At 61.7% G+C, this 25,386-nt stretch carries 23 protein-coding genes; 15 read left to right on the forward strand and 8 right to left on the reverse strand.

Annotated features, from left to right (window positions below; genetic code table 11):
• Positions 1–20 precede the first annotated feature (20 nt).
• Genes HJC04_RS10110 through HJC04_RS10120 form a run of 3 tightly spaced genes read right to left on the reverse strand, consistent with a single transcriptional unit; the run spans position 21 to position 4,177 of the window.
• Positions 21–1,616 (reverse strand): response regulator, encoded by a 1,596-nt coding sequence (locus HJC04_RS10110; protein WP_210629236.1) that lies wholly within the window; start codon positions 1,614–1,616, stop codon positions 21–23.
• 4 nt (positions 1,617–1,620) lie between these two features.
• Positions 1,621–2,046, reverse strand: a complete 426-nt coding sequence (locus HJC04_RS10115; RefSeq protein ID WP_210629235.1) for a response regulator — start codon at positions 2,044–2,046, stop codon at positions 1,621–1,623.
• Positions 2,033–4,177, reverse strand: coding sequence for a PAS domain S-box protein (locus HJC04_RS10120; RefSeq protein WP_210629234.1), 2,145 nt, complete (start codon positions 4,175–4,177; stop codon positions 2,033–2,035). Before HJC04_RS10120 ends, HJC04_RS10115 begins: the two co-directional genes overlap by 14 nt.
• A 194-nt stretch (positions 4,178–4,371) precedes the next feature.
• On the opposite strand from HJC04_RS10120, the gene HJC04_RS10125 reads away from it, so the two are divergent.
• The 3 genes from HJC04_RS10125 to HJC04_RS10135 all read left to right on the forward strand — a co-directional run bounded on the left by HJC04_RS10125 (position 4,372) and on the right by HJC04_RS10135 (position 6,398).
• Complete coding sequence (locus HJC04_RS10125) at positions 4,372–4,749, forward strand: PleD family two-component system response regulator (RefSeq protein ID WP_221145980.1); 378 nt, start codon at positions 4,372–4,374, stop codon at positions 4,747–4,749.
• A 478-nt stretch (positions 4,750–5,227) separates the two neighbouring features.
• A complete protein-coding gene (locus HJC04_RS10130) occupies positions 5,228–5,932 on the forward strand; it encodes a helix-turn-helix transcriptional regulator (protein ID WP_210629232.1) in 705 nt (234 codons plus the stop codon).
• Between the two features lie 28 nt (positions 5,933–5,960).
• Positions 5,961–6,398: a response regulator gene (locus HJC04_RS10135; RefSeq protein ID WP_210629231.1), complete on the forward strand. Its 438-nt coding sequence runs from the start codon at positions 5,961–5,963 to the stop codon at positions 6,396–6,398.
• A 136-nt stretch (positions 6,399–6,534) separates the two neighbouring features.
• On the opposite strand, the gene HJC04_RS10140 is transcribed toward HJC04_RS10135, so the two are convergent.
• The 4 genes from HJC04_RS10140 to ybaL form a co-directional block, all read right to left on the reverse strand.
• Positions 6,535–7,251, reverse strand: a complete 717-nt coding sequence (locus tag HJC04_RS10140; RefSeq protein WP_221145982.1) for an ATP-binding protein — start codon at positions 7,249–7,251, stop codon at positions 6,535–6,537.
• Between the two features lie 173 nt (positions 7,252–7,424).
• Positions 7,425–9,974, reverse strand: a complete 2,550-nt coding sequence (gene secD, locus HJC04_RS10145; RefSeq protein ID WP_210629229.1) for a protein translocase subunit SecD — start codon at positions 9,972–9,974, stop codon at positions 7,425–7,427.
• An 85-nt stretch (positions 9,975–10,059) separates the two neighbouring features.
• Positions 10,060–10,437, reverse strand: a complete 378-nt coding sequence (locus tag HJC04_RS10150; RefSeq protein ID WP_210629228.1) for a hypothetical protein — start codon at positions 10,435–10,437, stop codon at positions 10,060–10,062.
• Positions 10,438–10,491: 54 nt separating this feature from the next.
• Complete coding sequence (gene ybaL / locus HJC04_RS10155; protein WP_221145984.1) at positions 10,492–12,309, reverse strand: YbaL family putative K(+) efflux transporter; 1,818 nt, start codon at positions 12,307–12,309, stop codon at positions 10,492–10,494.
• 79 nt (positions 12,310–12,388) lie between these two features.
• On the opposite strand from ybaL, the gene HJC04_RS10160 reads away from it, so the two are divergent.
• Entirely contained in the window at positions 12,389–12,640 is a 252-nt protein-coding gene (locus tag HJC04_RS10160; protein ID WP_221145986.1) for a helix-turn-helix transcriptional regulator, read from the forward strand.
• A 16-nt stretch (positions 12,641–12,656) separates the two neighbouring features.
• On the opposite strand, the gene HJC04_RS10165 is transcribed toward HJC04_RS10160, so the two are convergent.
• Entirely contained in the window at positions 12,657–14,078 is a 1,422-nt protein-coding gene (locus HJC04_RS10165) for a glycosyltransferase family 39 protein (protein ID WP_210629225.1), read from the reverse strand.
• A 641-nt stretch (positions 14,079–14,719) separates the two neighbouring features.
• On the opposite strand from HJC04_RS10165, the gene HJC04_RS10170 reads away from it, so the two are divergent.
• From HJC04_RS10170 to fliF, 11 genes are all read left to right on the forward strand, one after another.
• Positions 14,720–16,351: a globin-coupled sensor protein gene (locus HJC04_RS10170; RefSeq protein ID WP_221145995.1), complete on the forward strand. Its 1,632-nt coding sequence runs from the start codon at positions 14,720–14,722 to the stop codon at positions 16,349–16,351.
• 63 nt (positions 16,352–16,414) lie between these two features.
• Complete coding sequence (locus tag HJC04_RS10175) at positions 16,415–16,711, forward strand: STAS domain-containing protein (protein WP_210629223.1); 297 nt, start codon at positions 16,415–16,417, stop codon at positions 16,709–16,711.
• Positions 16,708–17,073 carry a chemotaxis response regulator CheY1 gene (gene cheY1 / locus HJC04_RS10180; RefSeq protein WP_003570362.1) on the forward strand — a complete coding sequence of 122 codons (366 nt, stop codon included), beginning with the start codon at positions 16,708–16,710 and terminating at the stop codon, positions 17,071–17,073. The genes HJC04_RS10175 and cheY1 overlap by 4 nt, the downstream gene beginning before the upstream one ends.
• Positions 17,074–17,090: 17 nt before the next feature.
• Complete coding sequence (locus HJC04_RS10185; protein ID WP_210629222.1) at positions 17,091–19,370, forward strand: chemotaxis protein CheA; 2,280 nt, start codon at positions 17,091–17,093, stop codon at positions 19,368–19,370.
• Between the two features lie 3 nt (positions 19,371–19,373).
• A complete protein-coding gene (locus tag HJC04_RS10190; protein WP_011424005.1) occupies positions 19,374–19,841 on the forward strand; it encodes a chemotaxis protein CheW in 468 nt (155 codons plus the stop codon).
• Entirely contained in the window at positions 19,838–20,746 is a 909-nt protein-coding gene (gene cheR, locus HJC04_RS10195; RefSeq protein ID WP_020920377.1) for a protein-glutamate O-methyltransferase CheR, read from the forward strand. The genes HJC04_RS10190 and cheR overlap by 4 nt, the downstream gene beginning before the upstream one ends.
• On the forward strand, positions 20,743–21,786 hold the full coding sequence (gene cheB, locus HJC04_RS10200; RefSeq protein ID WP_210629221.1) for a chemotaxis response regulator protein-glutamate methylesterase: 1,044 nt from the start codon (positions 20,743–20,745) through the stop codon (positions 21,784–21,786). The genes cheR and cheB overlap by 4 nt, the downstream gene beginning before the upstream one ends.
• Positions 21,787–22,176 (forward strand): response regulator, encoded by a 390-nt coding sequence (locus HJC04_RS10205; RefSeq protein WP_004672258.1) that lies wholly within the window; start codon positions 21,787–21,789, stop codon positions 22,174–22,176.
• Positions 22,173–22,727, forward strand: coding sequence for a chemoreceptor glutamine deamidase CheD (gene cheD / locus HJC04_RS10210; protein ID WP_210629220.1), 555 nt, complete (start codon positions 22,173–22,175; stop codon positions 22,725–22,727). The genes HJC04_RS10205 and cheD overlap by 4 nt, the downstream gene beginning before the upstream one ends.
• Positions 22,728–22,743: 16 nt before the next feature.
• Positions 22,744–23,133: a hypothetical protein gene (locus HJC04_RS10215; RefSeq protein ID WP_088395213.1), complete on the forward strand. Its 390-nt coding sequence runs from the start codon at positions 22,744–22,746 to the stop codon at positions 23,131–23,133.
• Between the two features lie 197 nt (positions 23,134–23,330).
• A complete protein-coding gene (gene fliF, locus HJC04_RS10220) occupies positions 23,331–25,022 on the forward strand; it encodes a flagellar basal-body MS-ring/collar protein FliF (protein ID WP_221122741.1) in 1,692 nt (563 codons plus the stop codon).
• The last annotated feature ends 364 nt before the right edge of the window (positions 25,023–25,386 follow it).

Consider the following 25,386-nt stretch of genomic DNA (forward strand, 5'->3'; position numbering starts at 1 on the left):
CCGTTGCCAATGACCACCGCTTAGTTTTGTTCCGCGCAAAGCGCAAGCGAATCGCCGCGCTGGAGCAGTTCCAGATGGTCGACATCTTCGAGCGCCTCTTCCAGTTGCTGCAGGGTCGGCGGCTTCACCATATAGGCGCGCGCGCCGAGATTTCTGGCCCGCTGCATGTCGGTCTCATCGCTTGAGGTGCTGAGAATGCAGACGGGAATCCGTTTCAGACGGGCATCGGCCGAAAGCGCGTTCAACACCTCGAAACCATCCATGATCGGCATGTTGATGTCGAGCAGCATCAGGTCGATCTGCGGGACGTCGGCTATGCCGGCGCGCTCTTCGAGCAGCCGCATCGCCTCGCGCCCATTGGTGGCGACATGCAGGTTGAAGGCCACCTTCTCCCGCCGCATCAGCTTGATCTTCAGAATCTGGATGTCGGCGGGACTGTCTTCGACCAGCAGCACCTCGGCAAGCCTGCCGGAACCCTCGCCCGGCTGCTCCGCCGGCTTCAGGCTGGGCGGAACGGCTGATGCGGCGGGCGGCGCGGGCCGTGCCGCGGCGAGCGGCATCTCGACGACGAAGGTGGCGCCAGGTCCCTTCTCCGGTTCGCACCAGATCGAGCCGCCATGCAGCTGCGCGATGCGTCGGCAGATGGCAAGGCCGAGCCCGGTGCCCTCGATGCCGCGGCCGACGAGCCGTTTGAACGGCTGGAAGATCAACTCGCGGTGCTGGGGATCGATGCCCGGTCCATTGTCACGCACCGTCAGGCGGCAGCTATTCCCATGCGCTTCGCCCGAGATCTGGACCTCCGGAACCTTTTGATCGCAGTAGCGGATGGCATTCGACACCAGGTTCTGGAGAAGCTGGGTCAGCAGTGTCGCATCGCCCATCACCTCCGGCAGCGGCCCGCGGATGATGACGGCCCCGCGGCTCTCCATCTGCTGGCGCAGATTGTTCTCCACTTGGTCGAGCACATCAGACAGCGAGACCGGCGTCAACTCCGGCCCGCCATAGGCTTCGAGCTTGGTGAAGTTCGAAACCTTGACGATCAGGTCTTCCATATGGTCGGCGGCGCTCAGGACATAATCGAGCAGCTCGCGGTCTTCCGCCGGAAGCACTGCAGAACCGTGCAGGATCCGGCTGAAGGACTTGATCGTCCTCAGCGGCTCCTTCAGATCATGCGCCATGGCGCGTGTGAAGATCTCCAGCGATTGCCGCTTCTGCTCCAGCTGGCCTTCCAGCATGCCGTGCATGATGGCGTTCTGGATGCAGCGATGCAGCGTTTCGGGTGAAAGGGAATCCTTGGTGAGATAGTCGCGCGCGCCGCTCTTCATCACCTCGACGGCGACGGTTTCGCTGCCCTGGCCGGTCAGCATGATGACGTTTGCGGCGGGATCGTCCTCCAATATATCGGCAAGAACGCCGAGTCCGTCGCGCCCCGGCAGCGAATAGTCGAGCAGGATGCAGTTCGGCCGTTTCCGGCTGTTCAGCGCAAGTCCCTCTTCACCGGTCTCCGCCTCGAGGACGGTATAGGCCGTGCTGGAGACACGTCGAAGGATGCGGCGATAGACCTCGCGGTCGTCGATGTTGTCGTCGATGATGAGAATGCAGCAGTCTTCCGCCAAACTGTCAGTCCTCGAGCGGCAGGATCGCGATTTCGAACCAGTATTCCTTCAGCCGCTGGATCGCGGCGAAGAGGCCGTCGAGATCGACCGGCTTCTGCACATAGGTGTTGGCGCCGAGCGCGTAGCAGCCTTCGATGTCGCGTTCATCGTCTGACGTCGTCAGGATCACCACCGGGATCTTGCGCCAGCCGTCGTTCGACTTGATCGCCTGCAGCGTCTTGCGGCCATCGAGACCCGGCATGTTGAGATCGAGCAGGATCAGCCCTGGTTTCGGCGCCATCACGGCGAGCATGTCGAGGGCTTCCTGACCCGAGGCGGCCCATCGGATCGAGTTGCGCAGGTTGGTCCGTTTGAAGGCGCGCATCGTCGCTTCGAAATCGTCTTCACTGTCTTCGACGATCAAGATCGGTTGCGTGTCACGCTGCTGCATTCTGCCCCTCGCGCTTTCTTCCCAGGGTGAAATAGAACGTGGTGCCGACGCCGACTTCGGACTCCAGCCAGATATCGCCGTTGTGCCGCGCGATGATCTTGCGGACGAAGGTGAGGCCTGCTCCGGTCCCGTCGTCGGAATCCTGCGACTTTTCGAGCCGTTTGAAAATGCGGAAAATGTCCTCATGGAATTCCTGGGGTATTCCCTTGCCGTTATCCCTAACGAAAAACACGTTGCGGGCAACCGTGCCGTCCTTGCCGACGAACCGTTCGAGATAGCCGATCGAGACTAACGGCGCCGGCTTGTCGTTGTATTTGATCGCATTGGTGATGAGATTGCGGAACACTTCGGTCAGCCGCGGCGCGTCGCAGACCACGTCAGGCAGCCGGCCGTCGGTGACGACCCTGGCATGCCGCTCTTCCAGCAACAGCTCCATCGTCGCGACCACATCCTTGACGATCAGGCCGATATCGGTGCGTTTGACTGCCAGCTGCTGCCGACCGAGCCGGGAGAAGTAGAGCAGGTCGTTGACGAGCTTCTCCATCCGCTGGCTGAGACGCACGAGCCGGTTCAGCCGGCGCACGCCGTCCACGTCGAGCTTGTCCTCATAATCCTCGAGGAGGAAACGCGAGTGGTTGTGCAGGCCACGCAGCGGCTCCTTCAGATCATGCGAGGCAATATAGGCGAATTCGTCCAGGTCGTGGTTGCTGCGCTCGAGCTCCGCCGTATAGGCCTCGAGCTGGGCAAGCGTCGTTTTCATCCGTTCTTCCTGCCGCACGCGCTCGCTGATATCGCGTACGATGCCGACGAAGGTCTTGGTCTCGCCGCTGACGACAACGCTGATGGACACTTCGATCGGGAAGACGATGCCGTTCTTGCGCCGACCGGAGACCATCCGCGTCGTTCCGATGATACGTTCCTCGCCGGTCTGCCGGTAATGGGAGAGATAGCCGTCATGCTCGGAATGATAAGGCTCGGGCATCAGCATCTTGATGTTCCGGCCGATCGTTTCCTGCGGCGAATAGCCGAACATGATCTCGGCTGCCGGATTGAAACTCTTGATCGTTCCACGTCCGTCGATGACGAGGACGGCATCCGGCGTGCTGCGCGCCAGCGCGCCGAAGCGAACGCGTTCGGCTTCCAGGTTGTTGTTGTTGCGCAGGAAATAGAAGATAAGGATGGCGATCAGCCAGAGGGTGGCAGCGGTGATGGTGCGGTTGGCGATCTCCTGCCAGAATGCCGCCTCGTCATGCCTGACGGCGAAGAAGCCGAGCATGAGGAGCACGGTGCAGGCAAAGGCGAAGAAGAGCGGCGCATTCCTGTTGCCGAACCAGAGGGCCGTCAGCACCAGCGGCACATAAAGAATGCCGTTGGCAAGGCCGAGCGGCGTATAGAGATCGACGACAAGGCCGGTGAAGCAGACCGCCGCCGGAATCCAGAGCGGAATCTGCGCCCGGTTTGTCGGCTGCATCCACCAGGAGCGGGCAAGCAGGCCCGCGCCGAAAAGCACCATTCCGATCGCCGTGTGCAAAGCCATCGCCGCATAGGGGCCCCAGCGGTAGCCCTGTTCGGCGTCGGTGAGATAGCCGGCGAGCGCGATCATGCCGAGCGTGACGACGACATAGGCGGTCAGCTCCTGCACCACCTGATTTCCAGACTTTTCCACATGAAGCGAGAGCAGCAGCGAAAGATTGGCGATCAGAAAGATCAGCGCTGTATTGGGTCCCATGCCGCCGCCGATCTCTGCGATGAAATCGGGCGGAATCACCCAGCCAGTGATCAACTGGTCGACATAGTGGACGGTCCGGCCGGCGGTGACGATTTCCACGAGCCGGGCTGCCGCGATCGCCGCTGCAAACCCAGTCATGACAGTTGCCATTGTAAGAAAGCGACGGGCGGAAAACGTCGATGCGGCAAGCCCAAGGCCGGACAGTATGAAGCAGAGCCCGGTGTTGAAGGCCATCGACGGAAAGCCGGGGAAGAGCGAAATGATGAGCTTGATCTGCAACAGCCAGCCGGCAAGGGCGCTCACCCCGAGAAGGAACAGCAGGCAACCGACCGCAATCGCGAAGGCACGGTAGCGCCATCGCCTCCGCTGGTCCTGCAGGTCCACGTTGCCCTTATCCTGCACCCGTGTATCCTCTCTCGGTTCGCGCGGCCATTTTTTCCGAAATCGAGGAATACTCAATAGGCAGTGGACGCCGCCATCGCGCTTTTTCCGAAATGATTTTTCGATCGGGCAGATCGAATTTTCGTGAAATCGCGATATCGTGACGTCGGAAGACAACGAGGTTCATTCGAACAATACCCAGATCACGGTGCCGCATGCCTACGATAGTTTACGTCGACGACAGCAGGGACGATCTCTTCTATCTCGACTATATCCGCAAGAAGCAGCAGATAGACGTCGATCTATTTTGTTTCTCGACGGGCGAGACGGCGCTGGAGGCGCTGAAGCAGCGCGTGGCGGAAGGCTGGGCCCCGCCGGAGCTGCTGGTCGCCGATCTCTACATGCCCCTCGACAGCGGCATTGGTCTGGTAAGCAGCCTGCGCGGGGATGATCGTTTCAGAACGATGCGTCTCGCCATCTGCAGCGGATCGGATGCCGATGAGGATCGCGCGCGCGCGTTCGAAGCCGGTGCCGATCTTTACCTTGAGAAGCCGCTTGACCTCGCCGCGATCCTTCTCAATCTGGAAGTGTAGGAAACAGCGAAACCGAATGGTGCGTTTCCTGGCGTTCGTCCGGGCGAAGTGACAAACCGCAATTGACAAGGCGGAGTGTGCATTTCAAGATGCAACCGAAGCGAAAAGGACGGAACAAAAAATAAGCGCTGAGAGAACCGATTGACCCGTGTTCGCCGCCACGAACTTCCAGCCAACCCCTTAGCTGAATGGGCCTATCGGCTCTCTCGCGCTTACGTCTGGCACTGCCTTCTCGCATTCATGGATGTTGAACGCGCGAAGATTTACGATACCCAGGTAAGAATTACTGCCCCTCAGTATATCTGCCCGTGCATCACCTGTAGTTGAGGCATTTGATGATATCCGCCTTGTATACCGAAAGTCCCCGTTTCGATATCTCTCATCAACCGTCTCGCAATTTTTGTAGCTGTTCGCGTTTAAGACGTATATCCCAAGATTTGGGGATCGGGGGCATGGCGGGAGGAGAGGAAGAGTGGGAATGAACAATGCCGCGGCAACTCCTTTTCATGCCGGACCGGAGCTGAGCCGGGCGATTAACCGCACCGATTTTTTCCGTCTGCTGAAAGCGGCGGCGCAGCATTACCACTTCGACAATTTCGCGCTTGCCCGCATTTCCGAGGCTTCGACTCCTTTCGGCGAGCGCGATATCGTCATCACCAATGTCGCCGAGCGACGGGTCGGCCTTTTCATTGCGACGTTGAGGGAGGCGCTCGGGACCGTCCGGGCAAAGAGCGCCCAGTTTTTGGCGACGCCCGTCCATGGCAGGAGCGCGCAGCCGGACACCTTTCCCTCCGATCTGCTTTTCAACGAGTTCCGCTGCGGCGTCTTCCTCTTCATTCCGCTGTTCACGCCCGAAGGGCGGCGATATTGCCTCGTGCTGAGCGGCGAGCGTGAAGAGCCGGATCAGGGTGAGATCGCCGACATGCTTCTGGATGCCATGCGCATTTTCGACAAGCTCTACGAGGAAATCCTGACGCCTGAGATGTCCGGACGGTTGACCCAGCGCGAATCGGAAATCGTCAAATGGACCAGCGAAGGCAAGACCTCGGCCGAAATCGCCATCATTCTCGGTCTGTCCGAACATACGGTCAATTCGCATATCACTGCGGCCGCGCGTAAGCTCGACGCCGTGAACCGCGTCCACATGGTGGCGATCGCCCTGAGGAATGGGTTGGTTTCGTGAAAATTGGCTTCGGGACTGGGAAAATGAAATGATCACCAAAACGGTCCGACAGAATGCCGTAAAGGTTCTCTTTGTCGATGACGAGTTCATCGAATTCCGCGCGCTCAAAAAGAAGATCGCAGATCTCTCCGAGCCGGCGGTCGAAGTCGAATATTCGCCGTCGATCGGAGACGCATTGGAAAAGGTCCGCGCGGCGCGCTTCGATCTCATCCTGCTCGACAATCGCCTTCTGCCCAATGCCGATTTCCGCGAGACGGTGCCGGAGTTGCGCGGCATCGGCTATACCGGCCCGATCGGCGTCGTCTCGACCGACATATCGGGTGGCTATTTCCAGGAATTCCCGGATTACGGCGTCGACTTCCGCATCGGCAAGGACGAAATCGACGTTCAGACGCTGCAGCACATCATCCGCGAATATGTGAACTATGATGTCCCGGATTTCTGGAAGGACGATTACAGCATTTGAGCGTGGCGCGCAAAATAGCGCGAACGTTTTGCGGTAGCGGCATGCGCAGAAAAGGACTGGAAGCACGTCCAGCGAATCTGAGATCGCAATGCGCTTCAAGCACGGCAAACGAAGCTGAGCGATTGCAATAGGTTGCTTAGCCGGCGGGAAGGCGAATGGTGAAGCGGCTGCCGGTTTCGTCGGAATGCTCGAGACTGATATCGCCGCCAAGCGCCTTCAGAAGTTCCTGCGCCGTCGTCAGGCCAAGGCCGGCGCCGGGGGCTGCCCCCGCCTTCGGCAATTTCCAGAACGGCTCGAAGATCCGTTCTCGATAAGCAGGATCGATGCCTATCCCGTTATCGGAAATCCGGACGAACCAGTTCGCCCCCTCTTGTTCCGCCGTCATCGCCACATGAGGCGGCGATGAGTTCCGATAGGTGAGTGCGTTGGACATGAGCTGCCTCAGCACCAGTCCGAACAGCGCGGGGTCGGTGCGGATGGAGGGGAGTCCCTTACTGGCGAACGTCGCGTCGCGAGCCCCCGTCTCATCGATGAGGTCGCCCCAGATTTTCTCGGCCAAGGCCTTCAGGTCGACCTTTTCGGGCGTTACCTGTGGTGTTCCACCGGCAAGGCTCATCAGTGCCTTGGTGAGGCGTTGTGCGGCTTGCGCCTTTTCCAGGATCATCTTGAGGCTCTGAAGCTGTTCGCCGTCGAGTGTCTCCTCGAGATCGTCGAGCAGCAGCTCGGCATACATGGCGATATGGCGCAGCGGCGATTGCAGGTCGTGCGAGGCGGTTGCGAGAAAGCGCTTGATGCGCTCCTCGTTATCGCCGGCAATATTGGTCTCAGGCGGTTTCGCCGGGTTGGGTGACATCTGGCGGTTTCCCGATCTCTGCTGCGGCGTCGCGCGCCTTTTTCAGCCGCGCGACGGACGCTGTAATATCTTGAATTGCTGCACAATTTTATCCTGGCAATAGGCAACAATAGAAAGAGGGCGCCGGCTCTGCAACCGGCGCCCTCTTCAAGGATACGTTAACAACCCGTTTTTCAGCTCACCGACTTGCGCGAGCGGCCCTCTTCCGGCGGGATGATTTCGGCTGCCGTATCGGTTGCCAGTGCCGCCTTGGCGTGGCGGCGGCGCCAGTCGCCGAGGAACAGCAGGATCGGTGCGGCGATGAAGATCGACGAGGCGCCGGCCACCAGAATGCCGAAGACCATCGGGATCGCAAAGCTCGAAACGGCGCTGCCGCCCCAGATCGCCATCGGCACCAGGGCGAGGAAGGCCGTTGCGTTGGTGTAAAGGCTTCGCGCCAGGGTCTCGTTGATCGACTTGTCGATGATCTCGCGCAGCGGCATCGACTTGTAGAGCCGCATGTTTTCGCGCATGCGGTCGTAGACGACGACCTTGTCGTTCACCGAATAGCCGACGAGCGTCAGGATGGCGGCAATGGCCGTGAGGTTGAAGTCGAGGCCGGTGATTGCGAAGAAGCCGATCGCCTTGGTGACGTCGAGCACCAGCGTAACGATGGCGCCGACGGCAAACGGCCATTCGAACCGCGCCCAGATATAGATGAGCATCGCGAAGCTGGCGATCACGACCGACAGGATACCGGCCGAGGCAAGCTCGCCGCTGACCTTCGGGCCGATAACGTCGGTACCTTCGACGGTAGCGCTCGGATCGATCTTGGCGACTTCGGCCTTCAGTTTGGTCACCGCAGCCGTCTGCGCCTCCTCGCCGCCTTCCTGCCGCTGCGCCCGAACGAGAATGCTGTTGTTGTCGCCAAAGGTCTGTAGCGTGATTTCGCCGAGGCCGAGACTATCAAGTCCCTCGCGGAACTTCGCAAGATCGGCCGCCTCTTTCGTCTTGACCGACATCTGGATGCCGCCGCGGAAATCGACGCCGTAGTTGAGTCCGGGATGGATGAAGAGCACGACGGAGGCAATCGAAAGCAGCGCCGAAACGGTGACGCCGAAGAAGCGCGCCTTCATGAACTGGATGTGTTTGTCATAAGGGCTGAAGGGGATCAACGGCCGGATGTTCAGCACCTTGAACCTGCGGCGGCGGGTAATCTCGATCATCGCGACGCGAACGAAGGCAACCGAGGTGAACATCGAGATGATCAGGCCGAGCGCCATGGTCACGGCAAAGCCGCGAACCGGTCCGGAACCGAACCAGAACAGGATGGCCGCAGCGATCAGGGCCGTCATGTTGCCGTCTATAATGGTCGAATAGGCACGATTGAAGCCCGTGTCGATGGCGGCAAAGGCGCCCTTACCCTTGCGGGTCTCTTCTCGAATGCGCTCGTTGATGAGGACGTTCGCGTCGACCGCAAGGCCGATGCCGAGAACGACACCGGCAATGCCGGGCAGCGTCAGCGTCGCGCCGACCAGAGTCAGGGCCGAGAAGGTCAGGATCGTGTGGATCAGCAGCGCCACATTGGCGAGGATGCCCCAGGTGCCGTAGAGAACGAAGATGAAGGCGGCAACAAGGGCGAAGCCGACGATGCCGGAATAGATGCCCATCTTGATGGCGTCAGCGCCGAGATCGGCGCCGACCGTGCGCTCTTCGATAACAGTCAGCTTGGCGGGCAGGGCGCCGGCGCGCAGCATGGCGGCAAGAGTCGTGGCGCTGTCGGCCGAGAAGTTGCCGGAGATCTGGCCGGAACCGCCGGTGATCGGCTCGCGGATGACGGGAGCGCTCAGCACCTTGTTGTCAAGGACGATGGCAAAGGGACTACCGACATTCTGGCGGGTGATCTCGGCAAAGCGGGTGGCGCCGGCACTGTCGAAGCGGAAACTGACGATGGGTTCGCGCGTGTTGGGATCGAAGCTGACGCGGGCATCCGAAAGGCGGTCGCCGGAGATTTCGACACGATCGAGCACTGGATAGGATCTGCCTTCGTCGTCCTGCAGCATGGTGACGCCGGGGCCGGGCTGGTTGTTCGGCGCCAGCATGTGGAACGACATCTTTGCCGTGGAGCCCAGAAGTTCACGCAGGCGCGACGGATCCTGCGCGCCCGGAAGCTGGACGAGCACGCGGTTGCCGCCGATGCGCTGGATGGTCGGCTCGGACACGCCGACCTGGTCGACGCGCTGGCGGATGACTTCAAGACTCTGCTGGACGGCATTGTCGACATTGGCGGAGATGCCGGCTGGCGAGAAGCCGACAGTGATGGTCGCTCCGTTTGCGGTGACATTGAGATCTGCCTGGCCGGCGCTGAGGCCGGTGCTGATCGGGTTGGCAAGCGTCTTCAGATCGGTGACAGCCGCATCGCTCTGCGCGGCATCGGCGAGCGTCACGACGATCTGATTCTGGCTGCGCACGACGGCCTTTGGCTGGATGCCCTTTTCGCGCAGGACGCGGCGGGCGTCCTGAAGCAGCGATTGCAGCCGCTCCTTGGTCAGGTCCGCTTCGTCGACTTCCAGGACGAGGTGCGAACCGCCGCGAAGGTCGAGGCCGAGTGACACCTGCTCATGCGGCAGCCATGCCGGAATGCGCTGGAGGGTGGACTGCGGCAGGACGTTCGGCAGGGCGATGAATAAGCCGATCACGATGATCACCGTATAGGTGAACACCAGCCATGGTGAAGTACGCATGTTGTATTCCTTAGATAATCGAGGGCCGGCGCCCGGGCGCTGGCGGCATGTCGTCAATGGTCGGAAGCGCCGCTCGGCGCAGGCCTCAGGCGACGATCGGCGGTGCGCGCGCCTGATGGGTCCTGGAAACTGCCTGATGAAGCGCAGGCTCGAATGCCGCAAGAGGAGCGGCGATGTCCCAGCCGGTAAAGTCGACAGCAGGGGCGGCGGCAAGGGCCGGCGGTCCGGCGTCGTAGCCGGTCTGTTTCGGCGCAAGCTTGCGCTCGGCGACGAGCACCCCGCGCACGGCTTCGCGCGCGCTCAGTTGCTGCGGCTGGGGATCGCGGCCGGAAGAGGAAAGCGTGTTGACGGCGGTCGCCGGCTCAATGAGATTGCCGCCGAAAAGCAGGCCGATATAGGCAAGAATGGCGAAGAGGAGGGAAGCGGCGATACGGCTCGTCAGACGGTGCTGGTCCAGCTCCATCTCCTCCGTCCCGGCGATGTCACTACCGTATCGGCTCAAAAGCGCGCCAATCTCTCATTCTCTTTCCGGCGGAGCAGTGCCCCTCGGGATGATTGTATCAGGCTCCTGCCTGTCTTCATAGGAAACACTCTCATGATGCACTTGAGCGAGCCGGTCAACCATGCCAAGCGCGATTTCGCGTTCGCCCATGATGACGGTGTCGGCGCCGTATTGTATCAGTTCGTCGACCTCGCCGTCGGAATGGGCGCGGGCGACGATGAGGATTGAGGGATTGACGCTGCGCGCCTGCTCGGCGATGCGACAGGCCTCAAAGGCGTTCGGGATGGCGATGGCGAGGCTGCGCGCAGTCGAAAGATTGGCGAGATCGAGCGTCTCCCGCGCCACCGCATTGCCCATGAAGGCTTCGATCCCTTGTGCTTTCAACTCGCCGATGCGCTTGTCGGAATCCTCGATGACGAGGAAGGGCGTGCCGGACGATTTGAGATTCTGCCCGACGATCCTGCCGACCCGGCCATAGCCGACGAGGATCGCGTGGCCGGTTAGCGTGGTCGGATGCGCGTCGTCGTTGTCAGACGCCGCCTGCTCTTGAGCGGGATCCGCAACCGCGGCGGAAGCGGGGTCGGCCACGGTTTCCTCGCGCTTTGCACCTTCGAGAAGAGGCCGCATGCGGTCGCAGAGGAAGAACAGCAGCGGATTGAGGACGATCGAGATGATGGCGCCGGCAAGGATCAGGTCGCGGCCCTCCTCCGGCAACAGCCCGAGTTCGGTGCCGAGAGCGGCGAGAATGAAGGAGAACTCGCCGATCTGACCGAGGCTTGCCGAAATCGTCAGCGCCGTGCCGGGCGGCTTCCTGAAGGCGAGCACGATCAGAAAGGCGGCGACGGACTTGCCGATGACGATGATGAAGACGGTGGCAAGGATCGGCAGCGGCCTGTCGAGCAGGATGTTCGGATCGAACAGCATGCCGACCGAGACGAAGAAGAGCACGGCAAAGGCGTCGCGCAGCGGCAGGCTTTCCTGGGCCGCGCGGTGGCTGAGCTCGCTTTCGGCCAGCACCATGCCGGCAAAGAAGGCGCCGAGCGCCAAGGACACGCCGAAGAGCTTCGCCGCGCCGAAGGCAACGCCAAGAGCGATGGCGAGCACACCGAGCCGGAAGAGCTCGCGCGAGCCGGCGTGGGCGATGCGGTGCATCGTCCAGGGAATGAGCTTGCGGCCGAAGACCAGCATCAGCGCCACGAACAGCGCCACCTTGACAAGCGTCATGGCGATTATCCCGCCGATGCCGAGATCGAGGCCGAGCAGGCTGTTCAGAGCCGCCGACAGCGGCTCGACCGGACCATGGCCGCCGCCGATGCTGGCTGCCGCCGGGATCAGCACCAGCGCCAGCACCATGGCGAGGTCTTCGACGATCAGCCAGCCGACGGCGATCCGGCCGCGCTCCGTCTCCACCAGCCGGCGCTCCTGCAGCGCCTTCAAGAGCACGACGGTAGAGGCGACCGACAGCGCCAGGCCGAAGACCAGGCTGCCGCCGGTCGGCCAGCCCATCAAGGCGCCGAGCCCCCAGCCGAGCAAAGTCGCAAAACTGATCTGCACGATGGCACCCGGCAGCGCGATGCCGCGTACCGACAGCAGGTCTTTGAGCGAGAAATGCAGCCCGACGCCGAACATCAGCAGGATGACGCCGATTTCGGCAAGCTCCGGCGCAAGGCTCTGATCCGCCACGTAGCCCGGCGTGTGCGGTCCCACCAGCACGCCGGCGATCAGATAGCCGACGAGCGGCGGCATGCGCAGCCGATGAGCAAGGGCGCCGAAGATGAAAGCCAGCACGAGGCCGCCGACGATTGTCGAAATCAAGGGCGTATCGTGCGGCATTGCTGTCTCCCGATCTGGAAATCCCGTGCGCAATATGACATATATGGTCTATCTCAACCAATATGGGCAACATTAAACCATGGGTCAAGGCGCAAGGGAAACAATTCTCACCCCGGCTCTCTGCCGCGCGGCGCGCGGCCTGCTAGATTGGACCCAGGCCGATCTGGCCGAAAGAGCCGCCGTCTCGCGCAGCACCATCCGCGATTACGAGGGACGCCACCACGACATCCACCGCGCGACGGAGGCGCAGTTGCGCCTTGCCTTCGAAAGCGGTGGTGTCAGGTTCGTCGAGATCGAAGGGGCAGGCACCGGCCTCTGCCTGCACAATTGAACAGGCTGAAGCCGGCTCAGGGCGCCAGGCAGCCGGCGGAGACTTTGTAGATGGAAAGCGCCTTGCCCTTGTAATAGCCCGCGGTCGGCTGCCATTTCTTCAGTACCTCCGGCGTTTCCGTGGCACAGCTAAGGGGGACGTCCGTCAGGAAAAGCACCTTGCCGGTGACGTCGGCGGGCAGCGCGAACTCCTGCTCGTAGTAGCTCTCCGGAAGTCCTGCGGGCGCCCGGGCGTAGATCCTGTAGGATGCGTCGCGCAGTGTATAAAAGAGGTCGGCGACCATATCGCGGTTGTCGGTGACGATAATGTCGGTGCCGGCCTGAGCTGCAAGGGCTCCCGCCTCGCGGCTGACCTCGGCGCGACCAAGATAGCGCTTCATCAATTCGTCGCCGTTCGGCAGCAGCAATTGCTGCGGAAAGATCGTCGCCAGCGGAAAGAGCAGGCTTGCGATGCCGTTGATGGTGAGCGACAGCCTCAACCCCTTAGGCCACATCCGGTAAAGCAGCCAGACGGCAAGAATGGTCCCCGCGACATAGGCGGTCACGGCCCAGTTGGCATAGGCTTTCGCGACGGTCGCCTGCAAGGTGATCAGCACCACCACCGGCATCGACAGCCAGATCAGCATCTTTTCGCGGTCGTCGCTCCGGCCCTTGATCATGCGATAGACCGCCCAGAGCATTGCGAAAAAGATGATCGGTCCGACGACGCCGAATTGGGCGGAGAAGAATTCGAGCCCGCGCCGCAGATTGATGCCGATGTCGCTCCAATGGGCGATATCCTGCGTATGGCGCACCGTCGTATTGTCGTGTTGCAGGTTCCACCAGAGGTTTGGCAGGGCGACGACAGCCGCAACCGCGACCGCGATGATGAAGTCCCGGACGGCGATGCGCGCCGACGGAATGAGCAGGAGGGCGATCGCGCCGCCCGGCACGACGAACAGCACGGCATATTTCGTCAGGAAGGCGAGGCCGACGCCGAGGCCCATGATGAGCGCCAGTCCGACCGAGCGCCGCTGCGTCAGGCCAAAATAGGCGTGCAGAGCGATCGCGATGAAGAACAGCAGGATGACGTCGGTCGAGAAGAACACTGAAGAAAGCGCCACCCCCGGCAGCGTAATATAGGTGGCGCCCGTCCAGCCTTCGATCTCCGGCCCGACGAAACGCTTTGCCACCTTCATCAGCACCAGTGCTGCCGCCATGTGGATCAGCGGCCCGAGCAGCCTGATGAAATAGATGGCGTTGGAGCCGGAAAGCTCCGTCATTGCCCGGATCACCCAGGCGATCATCGGTGGTTTCGAATAATAGCCGAGATCGAGATTCTGCGACCAGAACCAGTACTGCGCCTCGTCGACAAACAGGTCAGTAGCATCGAAACGCAGCGTGACGACACGCCAGAACGTGAAGCCGAGAACGATGAGGAGACCAGATCTGGGGGACATGAACCGAGTGTTCCGCTGACATGAAAGGCGCGAGTGCGATTACACCAAAGGCGCCGGACTGCCAACGGGGAATGGATCGGCTTGGAGCGGGAGAGCTTTCAGAACACCCGAAGCATGCGGATGTCGCGGTTTGCGGCAAGGAAATCGAGGCTGGCGATGGCGGCAAGTACGCCCATTGCGATCAAGCAGGAACCCAATCCGAGAACAATCATTGCTCTGTCCTTGTCGACGTCATGTCTTGGTTGTCGACCGGCCTATAACACGGAGCTTGCGTGTGCCTTGTAGCAGCCGTGCAACTCCGTGGAAGTATTTCCTGCGAACTGCCTTGAATTGCTCCAAAAGCCTGCGCCTGGAACGGCGTATTAACCTTCGGGCAAGGAATTAACCATAAACATTGGGTTACACGTCGGAATGGGAAGATGTGCTCGTTCCCAGCAGGCATGACGCCGTACCGCCGTACCGGGTCGATCCGGTATCCATCTCTTCAGACAGCTTCGAAACATAGCTGATCAGGGGCTTTTACCTGCCGGTCGTCGCCGGTGGTGAAGACCGGCTCCGCGCTTGCGTTCATCGAATGCTGCAAAAGTTTTTGCCGGGCATTCGCCTGGAAAGTGGGTCGGGGACAGGCGTTGAGGCAGGACATGCCATCAGATCAGGCTCGTGGAGCGCAGGCAGGCAGCTTGCGCGACCGCCTGCGTTTTGCCGGTCTCGATGCCGATCAGTGCGAACTGGTGCGCCGTAACCGACCGGCCCTCGAAGCGCATCTGAAAGCGGGCCTGCGCGATCTCTTCCACAGGTTCCAGTCCTATCCCGACGCCGCTCGCAATTTCGAGAGCGACCGACAGGTCGATCGTCTGCATGATCTGCAGTCCTCGCATTGGGACCTGCTGACGGATGCGCGCTTCGACAGCCTCTATGCCGAGCGTGTCAAGGTCCTCGCCGACACCGAAAGCAAGATGGGCCTCGAGCCGCGCTGGCACGTGGCCGGCCATGGCGTCATGCTGGAACACGTCCTTTCCGGCCTCGCCGAAGAGATCGCCGGCCGGCCCCTGCTGCCCTCGGCCAGGCGCCGCACCCGCGAAATTTCCGATCTGATGACGGCGATCATCCGCATCGTCATGGTCGATGTGGAAATTGCCGTTTCGCTTCGCTTCAATGCGCTGCGAGCCGCCCAGAGCCGCGCGCTCGCCGATCAGCGCGCCGGAAGTGAAGCGGAGATTGGGCGGATCTTCGGTGAGGTTATCGAGGGCCTCGCCGCCCGCGACCTGACGCGGCGCGCGCCTGTCGAGGCCGACGGCGCCTATGCCGGCATCGCCGCCGCCCTGAACGGCGCCTTGGATGGCCTGCAGGCAGAATTCGCCGCCATGACCGAACGCGCTGATAAGGCCGAGACGGCGACCGCTTCGCTTGCCGCTCAGTCGCGGCAGTTCGCCGGCACTGCGTCCGGCCAGGCAGGCCGGCTGCAGCTTTCCGCCGCTGCCCTTGCCGGCATTGCCGGAAGCGTGCGCGACGGCGCCGCCGACAGCCGCGCCGCCGAACAGGCGGCCGCCTCGACGCGCGCTGCGGTCGAACAAAGCGGCGAGGTCGTCGGCCGCGCCATCAGCGCCATGGCCGACATCGAGCAGTCGGCCGAGAAGATCGGCCAGATCATCGGCGCGATCGACGAGATCGCTTTTCAGACCAATCTGCTGGCGCTGAACGCCGGCATCGAGGCGGCCCGCGCTGGCGATTCCGGCCGCGGCTTTGCCGTCGTTGCCCAGGAAGTCCGCGCGCTTGCCCAGCGCTCGGCCGACGCCGCCCGCGAGATCAAGACCCTGGTAACGACGACCAAGGCGCAGGTCGACGCCGGCGTGCAGATGGTCGGACGTACCCAGGATTCGATCGGCAGCATCGTGCGGCAGGTCACCGACATCAACGCCGCCATATCCGGCATCGCCACCAGGACCAGCGAGCATGCCGCAAGCCTCGACGGCGTGGCGGCCGACGTCAAGGGTCTCGGCGCAGAGGTGGCGGACAATGCCGGTTTGGCCGAATGCTCCGCCGAAGGCGCCGACCACCTCCATACCGTCATTCTCGAGCTCGGCCAGACGATTCGCGAATTCCGCATCGCCCGGGAAAATGCGCACACCGGGCGTGCAGCATCGGTCCGCGCGGCGCCGTCGCGCGCGATCGAAGCGGCTGCCCGTCCTGCGGTCGAAGACGAATACGAAAATGATGATTTTGGCCTTCCGCAATCGCTCGTAAGCGTCGGAGGTGGGCGGAATGTTTACTAACCTATCGGATGATCGCCGCAGCTCATCTTTTCGGGCCGGGGACAAAGGGACAAGGACAAGCTGATGGTAGCAAAGAAGAGTGGCAAGACGCTGAATTTGACAGCGGTGCTCGATCTCAACGAGGCTTCCGCCTTGCGTGACAAGCTCCTTTCTCTCAGGGGCAGCGGTCTTTCAATCGACGCATCGGGCGTCGAGCGGATCGGGGCTCTTTGCGCTCAGGTCCTGATGTCCGCCGAGAAGACCTGGGAGCAGGACAAGCAGCCATTCACCTTCTCCAAGGTGTCCGACGCATTTCACAAAACCATGCAGCTGGTTGGCGTCAATATTGACCACCTGCTTGCCAAGGAGATTCGGCAATGAAGAAAAAAGTGCTTACCGTGGATGATTCCCGCACCATCCGAAACATGCTGCTCGTGACGCTGAACAATGCCGGTTTCGAGACGATCCAGGCGGAAGACGGCGTCGAGGGCCTTGAGGTGCTCGAAGAATCCAATCCTGACGTGATCGTGACCGACATCAATATGCCGCGCCTCGATGGCTTCGGCTTCATCGAAGGTGTGCGCCGCAACGAAAAATATCGGGCGATCCCGATCCTGGTCCTGACCACCGAGAGCGATGCGGAAAAGAAGAACCGCGCCCGCCAGGCCGGCGCCACCGGATGGATCGTCAAGCCTTTCGACCCGGCCAAGCTGATCGATGCAATTGAGCGCGTAACCGCTTAAACCCAGGATTTGCTCCTATGGATATGAACGAAATCAAAGAGATCTTTTTCCAGGAGTGCGAGGAACAGCTCGCCGAGCTGGAATCCGGTCTGCTGAAAATGAACGATGGCGATCGCGATCCGGAAACCGTCAATGCGGTGTTCCGTGCCGTGCATTCGATCAAGGGGGGTGCCGGCGCCTTCGGCCTTGATGATCTGGTTGCCTTCGCCCATGTTTTCGAGACCACTCTCGATTGCGTTCGTTCCAACAAGCTCGAGCCGACCCAGGACGTCCTGAAGGTGATGCTGAAGTCGGCCGATGTGCTCGCCGACCTGACCAATGCTGCACGCGACGGCGGCAGTGTCGATGAAAGCCGCAGCCGCGGCCTCGTCAAGGAGCTCGAGGCGCTGGCCAACGGCGAGCTGCCGTCTCCTTCGGCCGAAGCGCCTGCGCCCAAGGCCGCCGCAAAGGCGTCTCCGGCCGCTCCGGCGCCGGCCCCCAAGCCGACCGACGACAGCGGCTTCCAGCCCGTCCCCTTTTCCTTCGACGATTTCGCCGACGAGGACGGCGCAGAGACCGGCCTGCCGGCCTACGAGATCACCTTCAAGCCGCGCCACGAACTCTATTCGAAGGGTAACGACGCCACCCTGCTGCTGCGCGACCTTTCGCGCCTCGGCGAAATGACGATCTACTGCAATACGGATGAGCTGCCGGGTCTCGAAGAGCTCGATCCGGAGGCTGCCTATTTCTTCTGGAACGTCACGCTCAAGACCGACAAGGGCGAGGATGCGATCCGCGCCGTCTTCGAATTCGCCGAGTGGGATTGCGAGCTGACGGTGAAGCCGGTTGAGGAGACCAGTGGCGCCGCTTCGAGCAACGAGGAACTGCCGATGGTGCCGGTTCCCTTCGACCTCTCGATCCTGGACGAGACCGACGCAACGGAGAGCGTTTCCGCTGCACGGTCCGAAGACACGGTCGCTGCCGTTGCCGCCGCCGAAACCGCTTCCAACGTCACGCAGATGGCGGCAGCCGCCGCTCGCGTCGAGAAGAAGGAATCGGCCGCCGCGGCCGCCGCGGCCAATGCCGCCGCCCAGAACAATGCCGCCGGCGCCGGCCAGACAATCCGCGTCGATCTCGACCGCGTCGACCGTCTCATCAACCTCGTCGGCGAACTGGTCATCAACCAGGCAATGCTGTCGCAGAGCGTCATCGAGAACGACACAACAGGCACGTCCTCGATCAACATGGGTCTCGAGGAGCTGCAGCAGCTCACCCGCGAGATCCAGGACTCGGTCATGGCGATCCGCGCGCAGCCGGTCAAGCCGGTCTTCCAGCGCATGTCGCGTATCGTCCGCGAAATCGCCGATATGACCGGCAAGTCGATTCGCCTCATTACCGAAGGTGAAAATACCGAAGTCGACAAGACGGTTATCGACAAGCTGGCCGAGCCGCTGACCCACATGATCCGTAATGCCGTCGACCACGGCATCGAAACCCCGGAAAAACGCGCAGCCGCCGGCAAGAACACCGAAGGCACGGTTCGCCTCACCGCCAAGCACCGCTCAGGCCGCATCCTGATCGAGCTTGCCGACGACGGCGCCGGCATCAACCGCGAGAAGGTCCGCCAGAAAGCGATCGACAACGATCTCATCCCCGCCGACGCCAACCTGTCGGATGAGGAAATCGATAACCTGATCTTCCTGCCGGGCTTCTCGACGGCCGACAAGATCTCCGACATATCGGGCCGCGGCGTCGGCATGGACGTCGTCAAGCGCTCGATCCAGGCGCTCGGCGGCCGCATCAACATCACCTCCAAGCCGGGCCACGGCTCGGTTTTCACCATGAGCCTGCCGCTGACGCTTGCCGTTCTCGACGGCATGGTAGTCACCGTCGCCGGCCAGACGCTGGTCGTGCCGCTGACCGCGATCGTCGAAACCCTGCAGCCGGAAGCGTCCGCAATCCACTCCTTCGGCGCGAACCACCGGCTGATCTCGATCCGCAACTCGTTCTGCCCATTGGTCGATGTCGGTCGCATCCTGAACTTCCGCGCGACCCAGGCCAACCCCGTCGAGGGCGTGGCGCTGCTGGTGGAATCGGAAGGCGGCGGCCAGCGCGCCCTGATGGTCGATGCCATCCAGGGTCAGCGCCAGGTGGTTATCAAGAGCCTGGAGGCCAACTACACCCATGTGCCCGGCATCGCCGCCGCCACCATCCTTGGCGACGGCCGCGTGGCGCTCATCCTCGATGTCGACGCGGTTGTCGGCGCCTCGCGCGGCCAGTCGCTCAAAGCGGAAATGTCGTTAGCAGCGGTAGGGTAAGGAATGTCGTACGCTGTAAAAAGTCTGAACCAGGGGGATCGCGAGCTGATCGCGTTCCGCATCGGAGATCAGGAATTTTGCGTGAATATCATGTCGGTTCGCGAAATCCGGGGCTGGACCCCCGCGACCGCGATGCCGCACTCGCCTGCCTATATGCTGGGGGTCATCAACCTGCGCGGCGCGGTGCTGCCGATCATCGATCTTGCCGCCCGGCTCGGCATGAAGCCGGCCGATCCCACAGCCCGTCATGTCATCATCGTCGCCCAGGTCCGTCGCAAGGTCGTCGGCCTCCTGGTCGACGCCGTCTCCGACATTCTGACCGTCACCGACGAGATCATTCAGCCGACGCCCGAAATCTCCTCCGACCTCGAGCGCCAATTTGCCCGGGGCATTCTCGCCATCGACAAGCGCATGATCTGCCTGATCGAACTTGAAGCCCTCTTTTCCGAGACCGAAAGCGAAGCCGCATGAGTGCAATGGGTGCAAAAGATCAGAGGCAGGGAGCCGATGAGGTGCTGGCGAGCGGAGAATATCCGCTGACGCGCCGCGACCTTACGGAAATCGCCGCCATGATCTACTCGGATGCCGGCATCTTCCTCAACGAGACGAAGGCCTCGCTCGTTTATTCGCGTCTGTCGAAACATATCCGCAATCTTGGTCTGTCCGGCTTCCGGGAATATTGCGAACTCGTCGCTTCGCCGGCGGGGGCTGCGGCGCGCCGCGAAATGCTCTCGCATCTGACGACCAATTTCACTCGCTTCTTCCGCGAAAACCATCATTTCGAGCATCTGCGCGATCATGTTCTGCCGGAGCTTCTGCAGCGGGCGAGATCGGGCGGCAGGGTGCGCATCTGGTCGGCTGCTTCCTCCGACGGGCAGGAGCCCTATTCGATCGCGCTGACCGTGCTGTCGCTGATGCCGAACGTCGCCGATTACGACTTCAAGATCCTGGCCACTGACATCGATCCGAAAATCCTCGCCATCGCCCGGGCCGGCGCCTACGACGAGAGCGCGCTCGAAACCGTTTCACCCGCCATGCGCAAGCAATGGTTCAGCGAAGTCGAGGTGCAGGGCCGGCGCAAGTTCCAGGTCGACGACCGCGTCAAGCGGCTGATCACCTACAATGAGCTGAACCTGATGGCGCAATGGCCGTTCAAGGGCAAGTTCGACGTCATCTTCTGCCGCAACGTCGTCATCTATTTCGACGAGCCGACGCAGATGAAGATCTGGCAGCGTTTTGCCGGCCTGCTGCCGGAAGGCGGCCATCTCTATATCGGCCATTCCGAGCGCGTCTCCGGTGAGGCGAAGCACGTCTTCGACAATATCGGCATCACGACCTATCGCTACACGACCAAGGGTCTCGGGAGGAAGGCATGAGCGCTCCGGCCAGAGTTCTCGTTGTTGATGACTCGCCGACCATGCGGGGTTTGATTACCGCGGTGCTGAGCTCCGACCCGGAAGTGAGCGTCATCGGCCAGGCCGGCGACGCGCTGGAAGCGCGGGAGGCAATCAAGCGGCTGAATCCCGACGTCGTGACGCTCGACATCGAGATGCCGAACATGAACGGCCTCGATTTCCTTGAAAAGATCATGACCCTGCGGCCGATGCCGGTGATCATGGTCTCGACGATGACGCATCGCGGTGCCGAAGCGACGCTTGCGGCGCTTGAGATCGGTGCCTTTGATTGCGTCGGCAAGCCAGGTCCCGGCGAACCCAGGCCCTTCGGCGATCTCGCCGAGAAGGTCAAGGCGGCCGCGCGCACGCAGCGTCAGTTCTCCCAACCGACCGCCGCCGTCGCGCCCCCGCCCTCCGTCGCCGATTTTCGCGTCGGCCGCAAGATCGTCGCGATCGGCTCGTCGACCGGCGGCGTCGAGGCGCTGATCGCCGTGCTGCAGAAATTCCCGGCAAACTGCCCACCGACCGTCATCACTCAGCATATGCCGCCGACTTTCACCAAGAGCTTCGCCGAGCGGCTGAACCGTCTCTGCGCGCCGGTGGTGCAGGAAGCGACCGACGGCGCCCGTCTCGAGATCGGCAAGATCTATCTGGCGCCGGGCGGCGAACGTCATCTTCAGGTCAGCGGCGGCTCCGCGCCGTGCTGCCGTCTCGTCGACCGGGCGCCCGTCAACGGTCACCGCCCGTCCGTGGACGTGCTCTTTGATTCGGTCGCGGAACTCGCAGGCCGCAATGCCGTCGGCGTGATTCTGACCGGAATGGGCCGCGATGGCGCCGCCGGATTGTTGAAAATGCGCCACGCGGGCGCCAGAACGCTCGGCCAGAACGAAAAAACCTGCGTCGTTTACGGAATGCCAAGGGTTGCTCACGAACTTGGCGCCGTCGAGCAGCAGCTGCCACTGACTGCCATCGGTGAAGAAATATTGAAATTGACAGCCGCCCGAAAGGAAGGGACCGAATAAATGTCGATCGCGGAGAAAATCAAAGTTCTGATCGTCGATGATCAGGTAACGAGCCGGTTGCTGCTCAGCGACGCGCTGACCCAGCTCGGCTTCAAGCAGATCACATCCGCAGGCGACGGCGAGCAGGGCATGAAGATCATGACCGAGCAGCCGCACCACCTGGTGATCTCTGATTTCAACATGCCGAAGATGGATGGCATCGGCTTCCTTCAGGCCGTGCGCACCAACCCGAACACCAAGAAGGCGGCCTTCATCATCCTCACCGCCCAGGGCGATCGCGCGCTGGTGCAGAAAGCGGCCCAACTCGGTGCCAACAACGTGCTCGCCAAGCCATTCACGATCGAGAAGATGAAAGCTGCTATCGAAGCCGTGTTTGGAGCTCTGAAATGATCATTGAGGGGGCAGCCCGCCGCGTGCACATCATTCAAGGCGAGTACAAGGTTCTGAGCGATCCGAATGCGGTTCTCTCGACCATTCTCGGCTCGTGCGTGGCTGCGTGCCTCAGAGATCCGGTCGCCGGTGTCGGCGGCATGAACCACTTTCTGTTGCCCGGCTCGGCGACGTCGCCGACATCAGGCGGCGATGCCACACGCTACGGCGTGCATCTGATGGAATTGCTGATCAACGGTCTCCTGAAGCAGGGCGCCCGGCGCGACCGGCTGGAGGCAAAGATCTTCGGCGGCGCCAAGACGATCTCGACTTTCTCCAACGTCGGGGAGCAGAATGCGGCCTTCGCCATGCAGTTCCTGAGGGATGAAGGCATTCCGGTGGTCGGCTCCTCCACAGGCGGAGAGCATGGGCGCAAGCTCGAATATTGGCCGGTCTCCGGTCGGGCCCGGCAATACCCTTTGACCGGCGCCGAAACGCAGAGAACCGTCGCTCTCGAGCAGCGTCCCGCCGCTCCGCAGAAGCCCGCCGAAACCAGCATCGAATTTTTTTGATGGCGAGGATTTTGATATGACATTTACTCCGGTGATGGAGCCGCCCGCGCCTGTCGAAGCGCTGAGCGACATCCTGATGCGCATCGTTTCGGAACTGCACGATGTGGCTTACCTGATCGAGCGCATCGAGCCGCAGCTTCTCGACCTCGGTGGCGCTGAAATTCTGAACTCGCCTGACGCCATGAAGGTCATGCAGGGCATCGACCTGGCCGTGCAGAAGTCACGCGGCCTTGCCGAATTCATCGACACCATCACCGGCGAAATCCCGCTCGGCTGGACGGTCGACGTCGCCACCGCGCTCAGCCTCGTCAAGCTGGCGGAGATGCAGAAGGCGCTGGGCGGCTCCACGCGCCACGGTCATTCGCAGCCGCTGAGCAAGGCCGCCGGCGACTTCGACTTCTTCTGAAGCGAACGGTTTTTCAACTCCGCTTCTCGCGCCTCGGGTCCTTTTCAAGCATGTCGTTCTCGCAAACTCGCCGCGCGACATGCTTCAGCCTTTCGCTCTCGCGCGCTCCTCACGAAACGCTCGCACAAGTTTCGCCTATTATTCGTCGGATGAGGCAATAAGCCTGCTTTGTCTTTGACGGATCGTGCGAGAACAGAATGAATCTGTTAAATCAATTAGTTCAGATTTTTAAGAACTTTGGCGCCCTGGGCCGGACACGCCTGATGATTCTGGGAGGCGTCGGCGCCGTTTCCATCGCAATCATCCTTGCGGCCGCCCTTTTCGTCAACAAACCGGCACAAGAAACGCTCTATGTCGGTCTCGACGCTCCCGATCTCAACCAGATCAGCATGGCGCTTGCCGAAGCCAACATCAATTTCCAGGTCGGCACGGACGGCTCCAGCATCACCGTTCCGGCTGGTATGACGGGCAAGGCCCGCCTGATGCTTGCCGAGCGCGGCCTGCCGAACAGCGCCAATGCCGGCTATGAACTCTTCGACAATGTCGGCTCGCTTGGGCTGACCTCCTTCATGCAGGAGGTGACGCGGGTTCGAGCGCTGGAAGGCGAAATCGCACGCACCATCCAATCGATCTCGGGCATAACGGCCGCGCGCGTCCATATCGTCATGCCCGAGGTTGGAAACTTCCGGAAGGCGGAGCAGAAACCGACCGCCTCCGTGATGATTCGCGCCAGCGCCGCCACCGGGCGCGGCGCGGCGACCTCGATCCGTCACCTCGTCGCCTCGGCCGTGCCGGGGCTTGATGTCGATGACGTCACGATTCTTGATTCTGCCGGCCAGCTTCTCGCGTCCGGCGACGAGGCGAGCAACAGCTCGCTGAACCGCTCGCTCAACATCGTCCAGAACGTTCAGCAGGAAGTCGAATCCAACATCGACAAGGCGCTGGCGCCCTTCCTCGGCATGGACAACTTCCGCTCCAGCGTCACCGCCGACCTCAACACCGATGCTCAGCAGATTCAGGAAACGGTCTACGATCCCGAATCCAAGGTCGAACGCTCCGTTCGCTCGACGAAGGAAGCCCAGCAGTCGCAGCAGAGGCAGTCCGACAACGCAACGACTGTCGAACAGAACATTCCCCAGGCGGCCCCCGATGCCGGCGGCGCAAGCGGTCCGGAATCACAGGACAAGTCGGACAAGCGCGAAGAGCAGACCAACTACGAAATCAACAGCAAGACGACGGCGACGACCCGCAACAGCTATCAGGTCGAGAAGCTTTCGATCGCCGTCGTTGTCAACAAGGGCCGCATCGCCAAGATGGTCGGCGAGCCCGTCGATCAGGCCAAGATCGACGCCTATCTCGCCGAAATGCAGAAGATTGTCGCTTCGGCAGCCGGCATCGACGCCAAGCGTGGCGATGTCGTCACCGTCACGGCGATGGACTTCCTCGAGAACCAGCTGCTGGAAGACGCCACCGGCGGTGTCCGCGTCATGGATATGCTGAGCCGCAACCTTGCCGGCATCATCAACTCGCTCGCCTTCGTGGCGGTCGCCTTCGTGGTGGTCTGGATGGGTCTGCGGCCGCTGGTACGCAGCGTCAGCGGTAACGGCGCGAGCTCGGTGCTTGGCGACGCCACGCCAGAAGCGGCCGGTCTCGAACTTCCGGACTTCGCGCCGGCGGCCGGCGCTCCTGGAGGCGCTCTCATGGACGGCTTCGGCTCCGATTTCGGCTTCGACAGCACCGAGGATCTGCTCAGCCTCGGCGACGACGACGGCAACTTCAACCGACGCGTCAAGGAGGGCCCGGAACGCAAGCTTGCCCGCATGGTGGAGATCAACGAGGAGCGCGCCGCCAAAATTCTCAGGAAGTGGGCGATCGACGACGCAGCATAAGAAAGAGGCCGGGCAACCGGCCCTTTTCATGTCTGTATCAGGCTTTTCACTGCCGGAGCAGGATTGTTATCGGTCCTCCGCGGGGGAGCCGACAGCTCCCCGGTTTGTATTCGGCTCCGGCTGTCGAACGGGAATAGAAACGGCCGCGTGAAGGATTTGAATAATACTGTTGAAGATCACTCGCGTAAAACGCGAATGAAGTTGCGGTACAGCCAGAATCATCTTAGCCTTCCCAGTATTCTGAGGGGCGCAAGTCGTCCTCGAATCACGGCATGAGCGACAGCGAAAGTAAATCCCTAGAAGTCGGAGATGGTGATTTACACCGGCTGGCTTACCCTTAGGTGATTCGAAATGGGATTCGAGC

The sequence above is a fragment of the Rhizobium sp. NLR8a genome, assembly GCF_019685235.1.
In the GTDB taxonomy this organism is placed as follows: domain Bacteria; phylum Pseudomonadota; class Alphaproteobacteria; order Rhizobiales; family Rhizobiaceae; genus Rhizobium.

Excerpts from the sequence above, each read along its gene's own strand:
- HJC04_RS10115 (WP_210629235.1), bottom strand. The coding sequence starts at position 2,046 with ATGCAGCAGCGTGACACGCAACCGATCTTGATCGTCGAAGACAGTGAA.
- HJC04_RS10125 (WP_221145980.1), top strand. The coding sequence starts at position 4,372 with ATGCCTACGATAGTTTACGTCGACGACAGCAGGGACGATCTCTTCTAT.
- HJC04_RS10130 (WP_210629232.1), top strand. The coding sequence starts at position 5,228 with ATGAACAATGCCGCGGCAACTCCTTTTCATGCCGGACCGGAGCTGAGC.
- HJC04_RS10135 (WP_210629231.1), top strand. The coding sequence starts at position 5,961 with ATGATCACCAAAACGGTCCGACAGAATGCCGTAAAGGTTCTCTTTGTC.
- HJC04_RS10140 (WP_221145982.1), bottom strand. The coding sequence starts at position 7,251 with ATGTCACCCAACCCGGCGAAACCGCCTGAGACCAATATTGCCGGCGAT.
- secD (WP_210629229.1), bottom strand. The coding sequence starts at position 9,974 with ATGCGTACTTCACCATGGCTGGTGTTCACCTATACGGTGATCATCGTG.
- HJC04_RS10150 (WP_210629228.1), bottom strand. The coding sequence starts at position 10,437 with ATGGAGCTGGACCAGCACCGTCTGACGAGCCGTATCGCCGCTTCCCTC.
- ybaL (WP_221145984.1), bottom strand. The coding sequence starts at position 12,309 with ATGCCGCACGATACGCCCTTGATTTCGACAATCGTCGGCGGCCTCGTG.
- HJC04_RS10160 (WP_221145986.1), top strand. The coding sequence starts at position 12,389 with ATGGGTCAAGGCGCAAGGGAAACAATTCTCACCCCGGCTCTCTGCCGC.
- HJC04_RS10165 (WP_210629225.1), bottom strand. The coding sequence starts at position 14,078 with ATGTCCCCCAGATCTGGTCTCCTCATCGTTCTCGGCTTCACGTTCTGG.
- HJC04_RS10170 (WP_221145995.1), top strand. The coding sequence starts at position 14,720 with ATGCCATCAGATCAGGCTCGTGGAGCGCAGGCAGGCAGCTTGCGCGAC.
- HJC04_RS10175 (WP_210629223.1), top strand. The coding sequence starts at position 16,415 with ATGGTAGCAAAGAAGAGTGGCAAGACGCTGAATTTGACAGCGGTGCTC.
- cheY1 (WP_003570362.1), top strand. The coding sequence starts at position 16,708 with ATGAAGAAAAAAGTGCTTACCGTGGATGATTCCCGCACCATCCGAAAC.
- HJC04_RS10185 (WP_210629222.1), top strand. The coding sequence starts at position 17,091 with ATGGATATGAACGAAATCAAAGAGATCTTTTTCCAGGAGTGCGAGGAA.
- HJC04_RS10190 (WP_011424005.1), top strand. The coding sequence starts at position 19,374 with ATGTCGTACGCTGTAAAAAGTCTGAACCAGGGGGATCGCGAGCTGATC.
- cheR (WP_020920377.1), top strand. The coding sequence starts at position 19,838 with ATGAGTGCAATGGGTGCAAAAGATCAGAGGCAGGGAGCCGATGAGGTG.
- cheB (WP_210629221.1), top strand. The coding sequence starts at position 20,743 with ATGAGCGCTCCGGCCAGAGTTCTCGTTGTTGATGACTCGCCGACCATG.
- HJC04_RS10205 (WP_004672258.1), top strand. The coding sequence starts at position 21,787 with ATGTCGATCGCGGAGAAAATCAAAGTTCTGATCGTCGATGATCAGGTA.
- cheD (WP_210629220.1), top strand. The coding sequence starts at position 22,173 with ATGATCATTGAGGGGGCAGCCCGCCGCGTGCACATCATTCAAGGCGAG.
- HJC04_RS10215 (WP_088395213.1), top strand. The coding sequence starts at position 22,744 with ATGACATTTACTCCGGTGATGGAGCCGCCCGCGCCTGTCGAAGCGCTG.
- fliF (WP_221122741.1), top strand. The coding sequence starts at position 23,331 with ATGAATCTGTTAAATCAATTAGTTCAGATTTTTAAGAACTTTGGCGCC.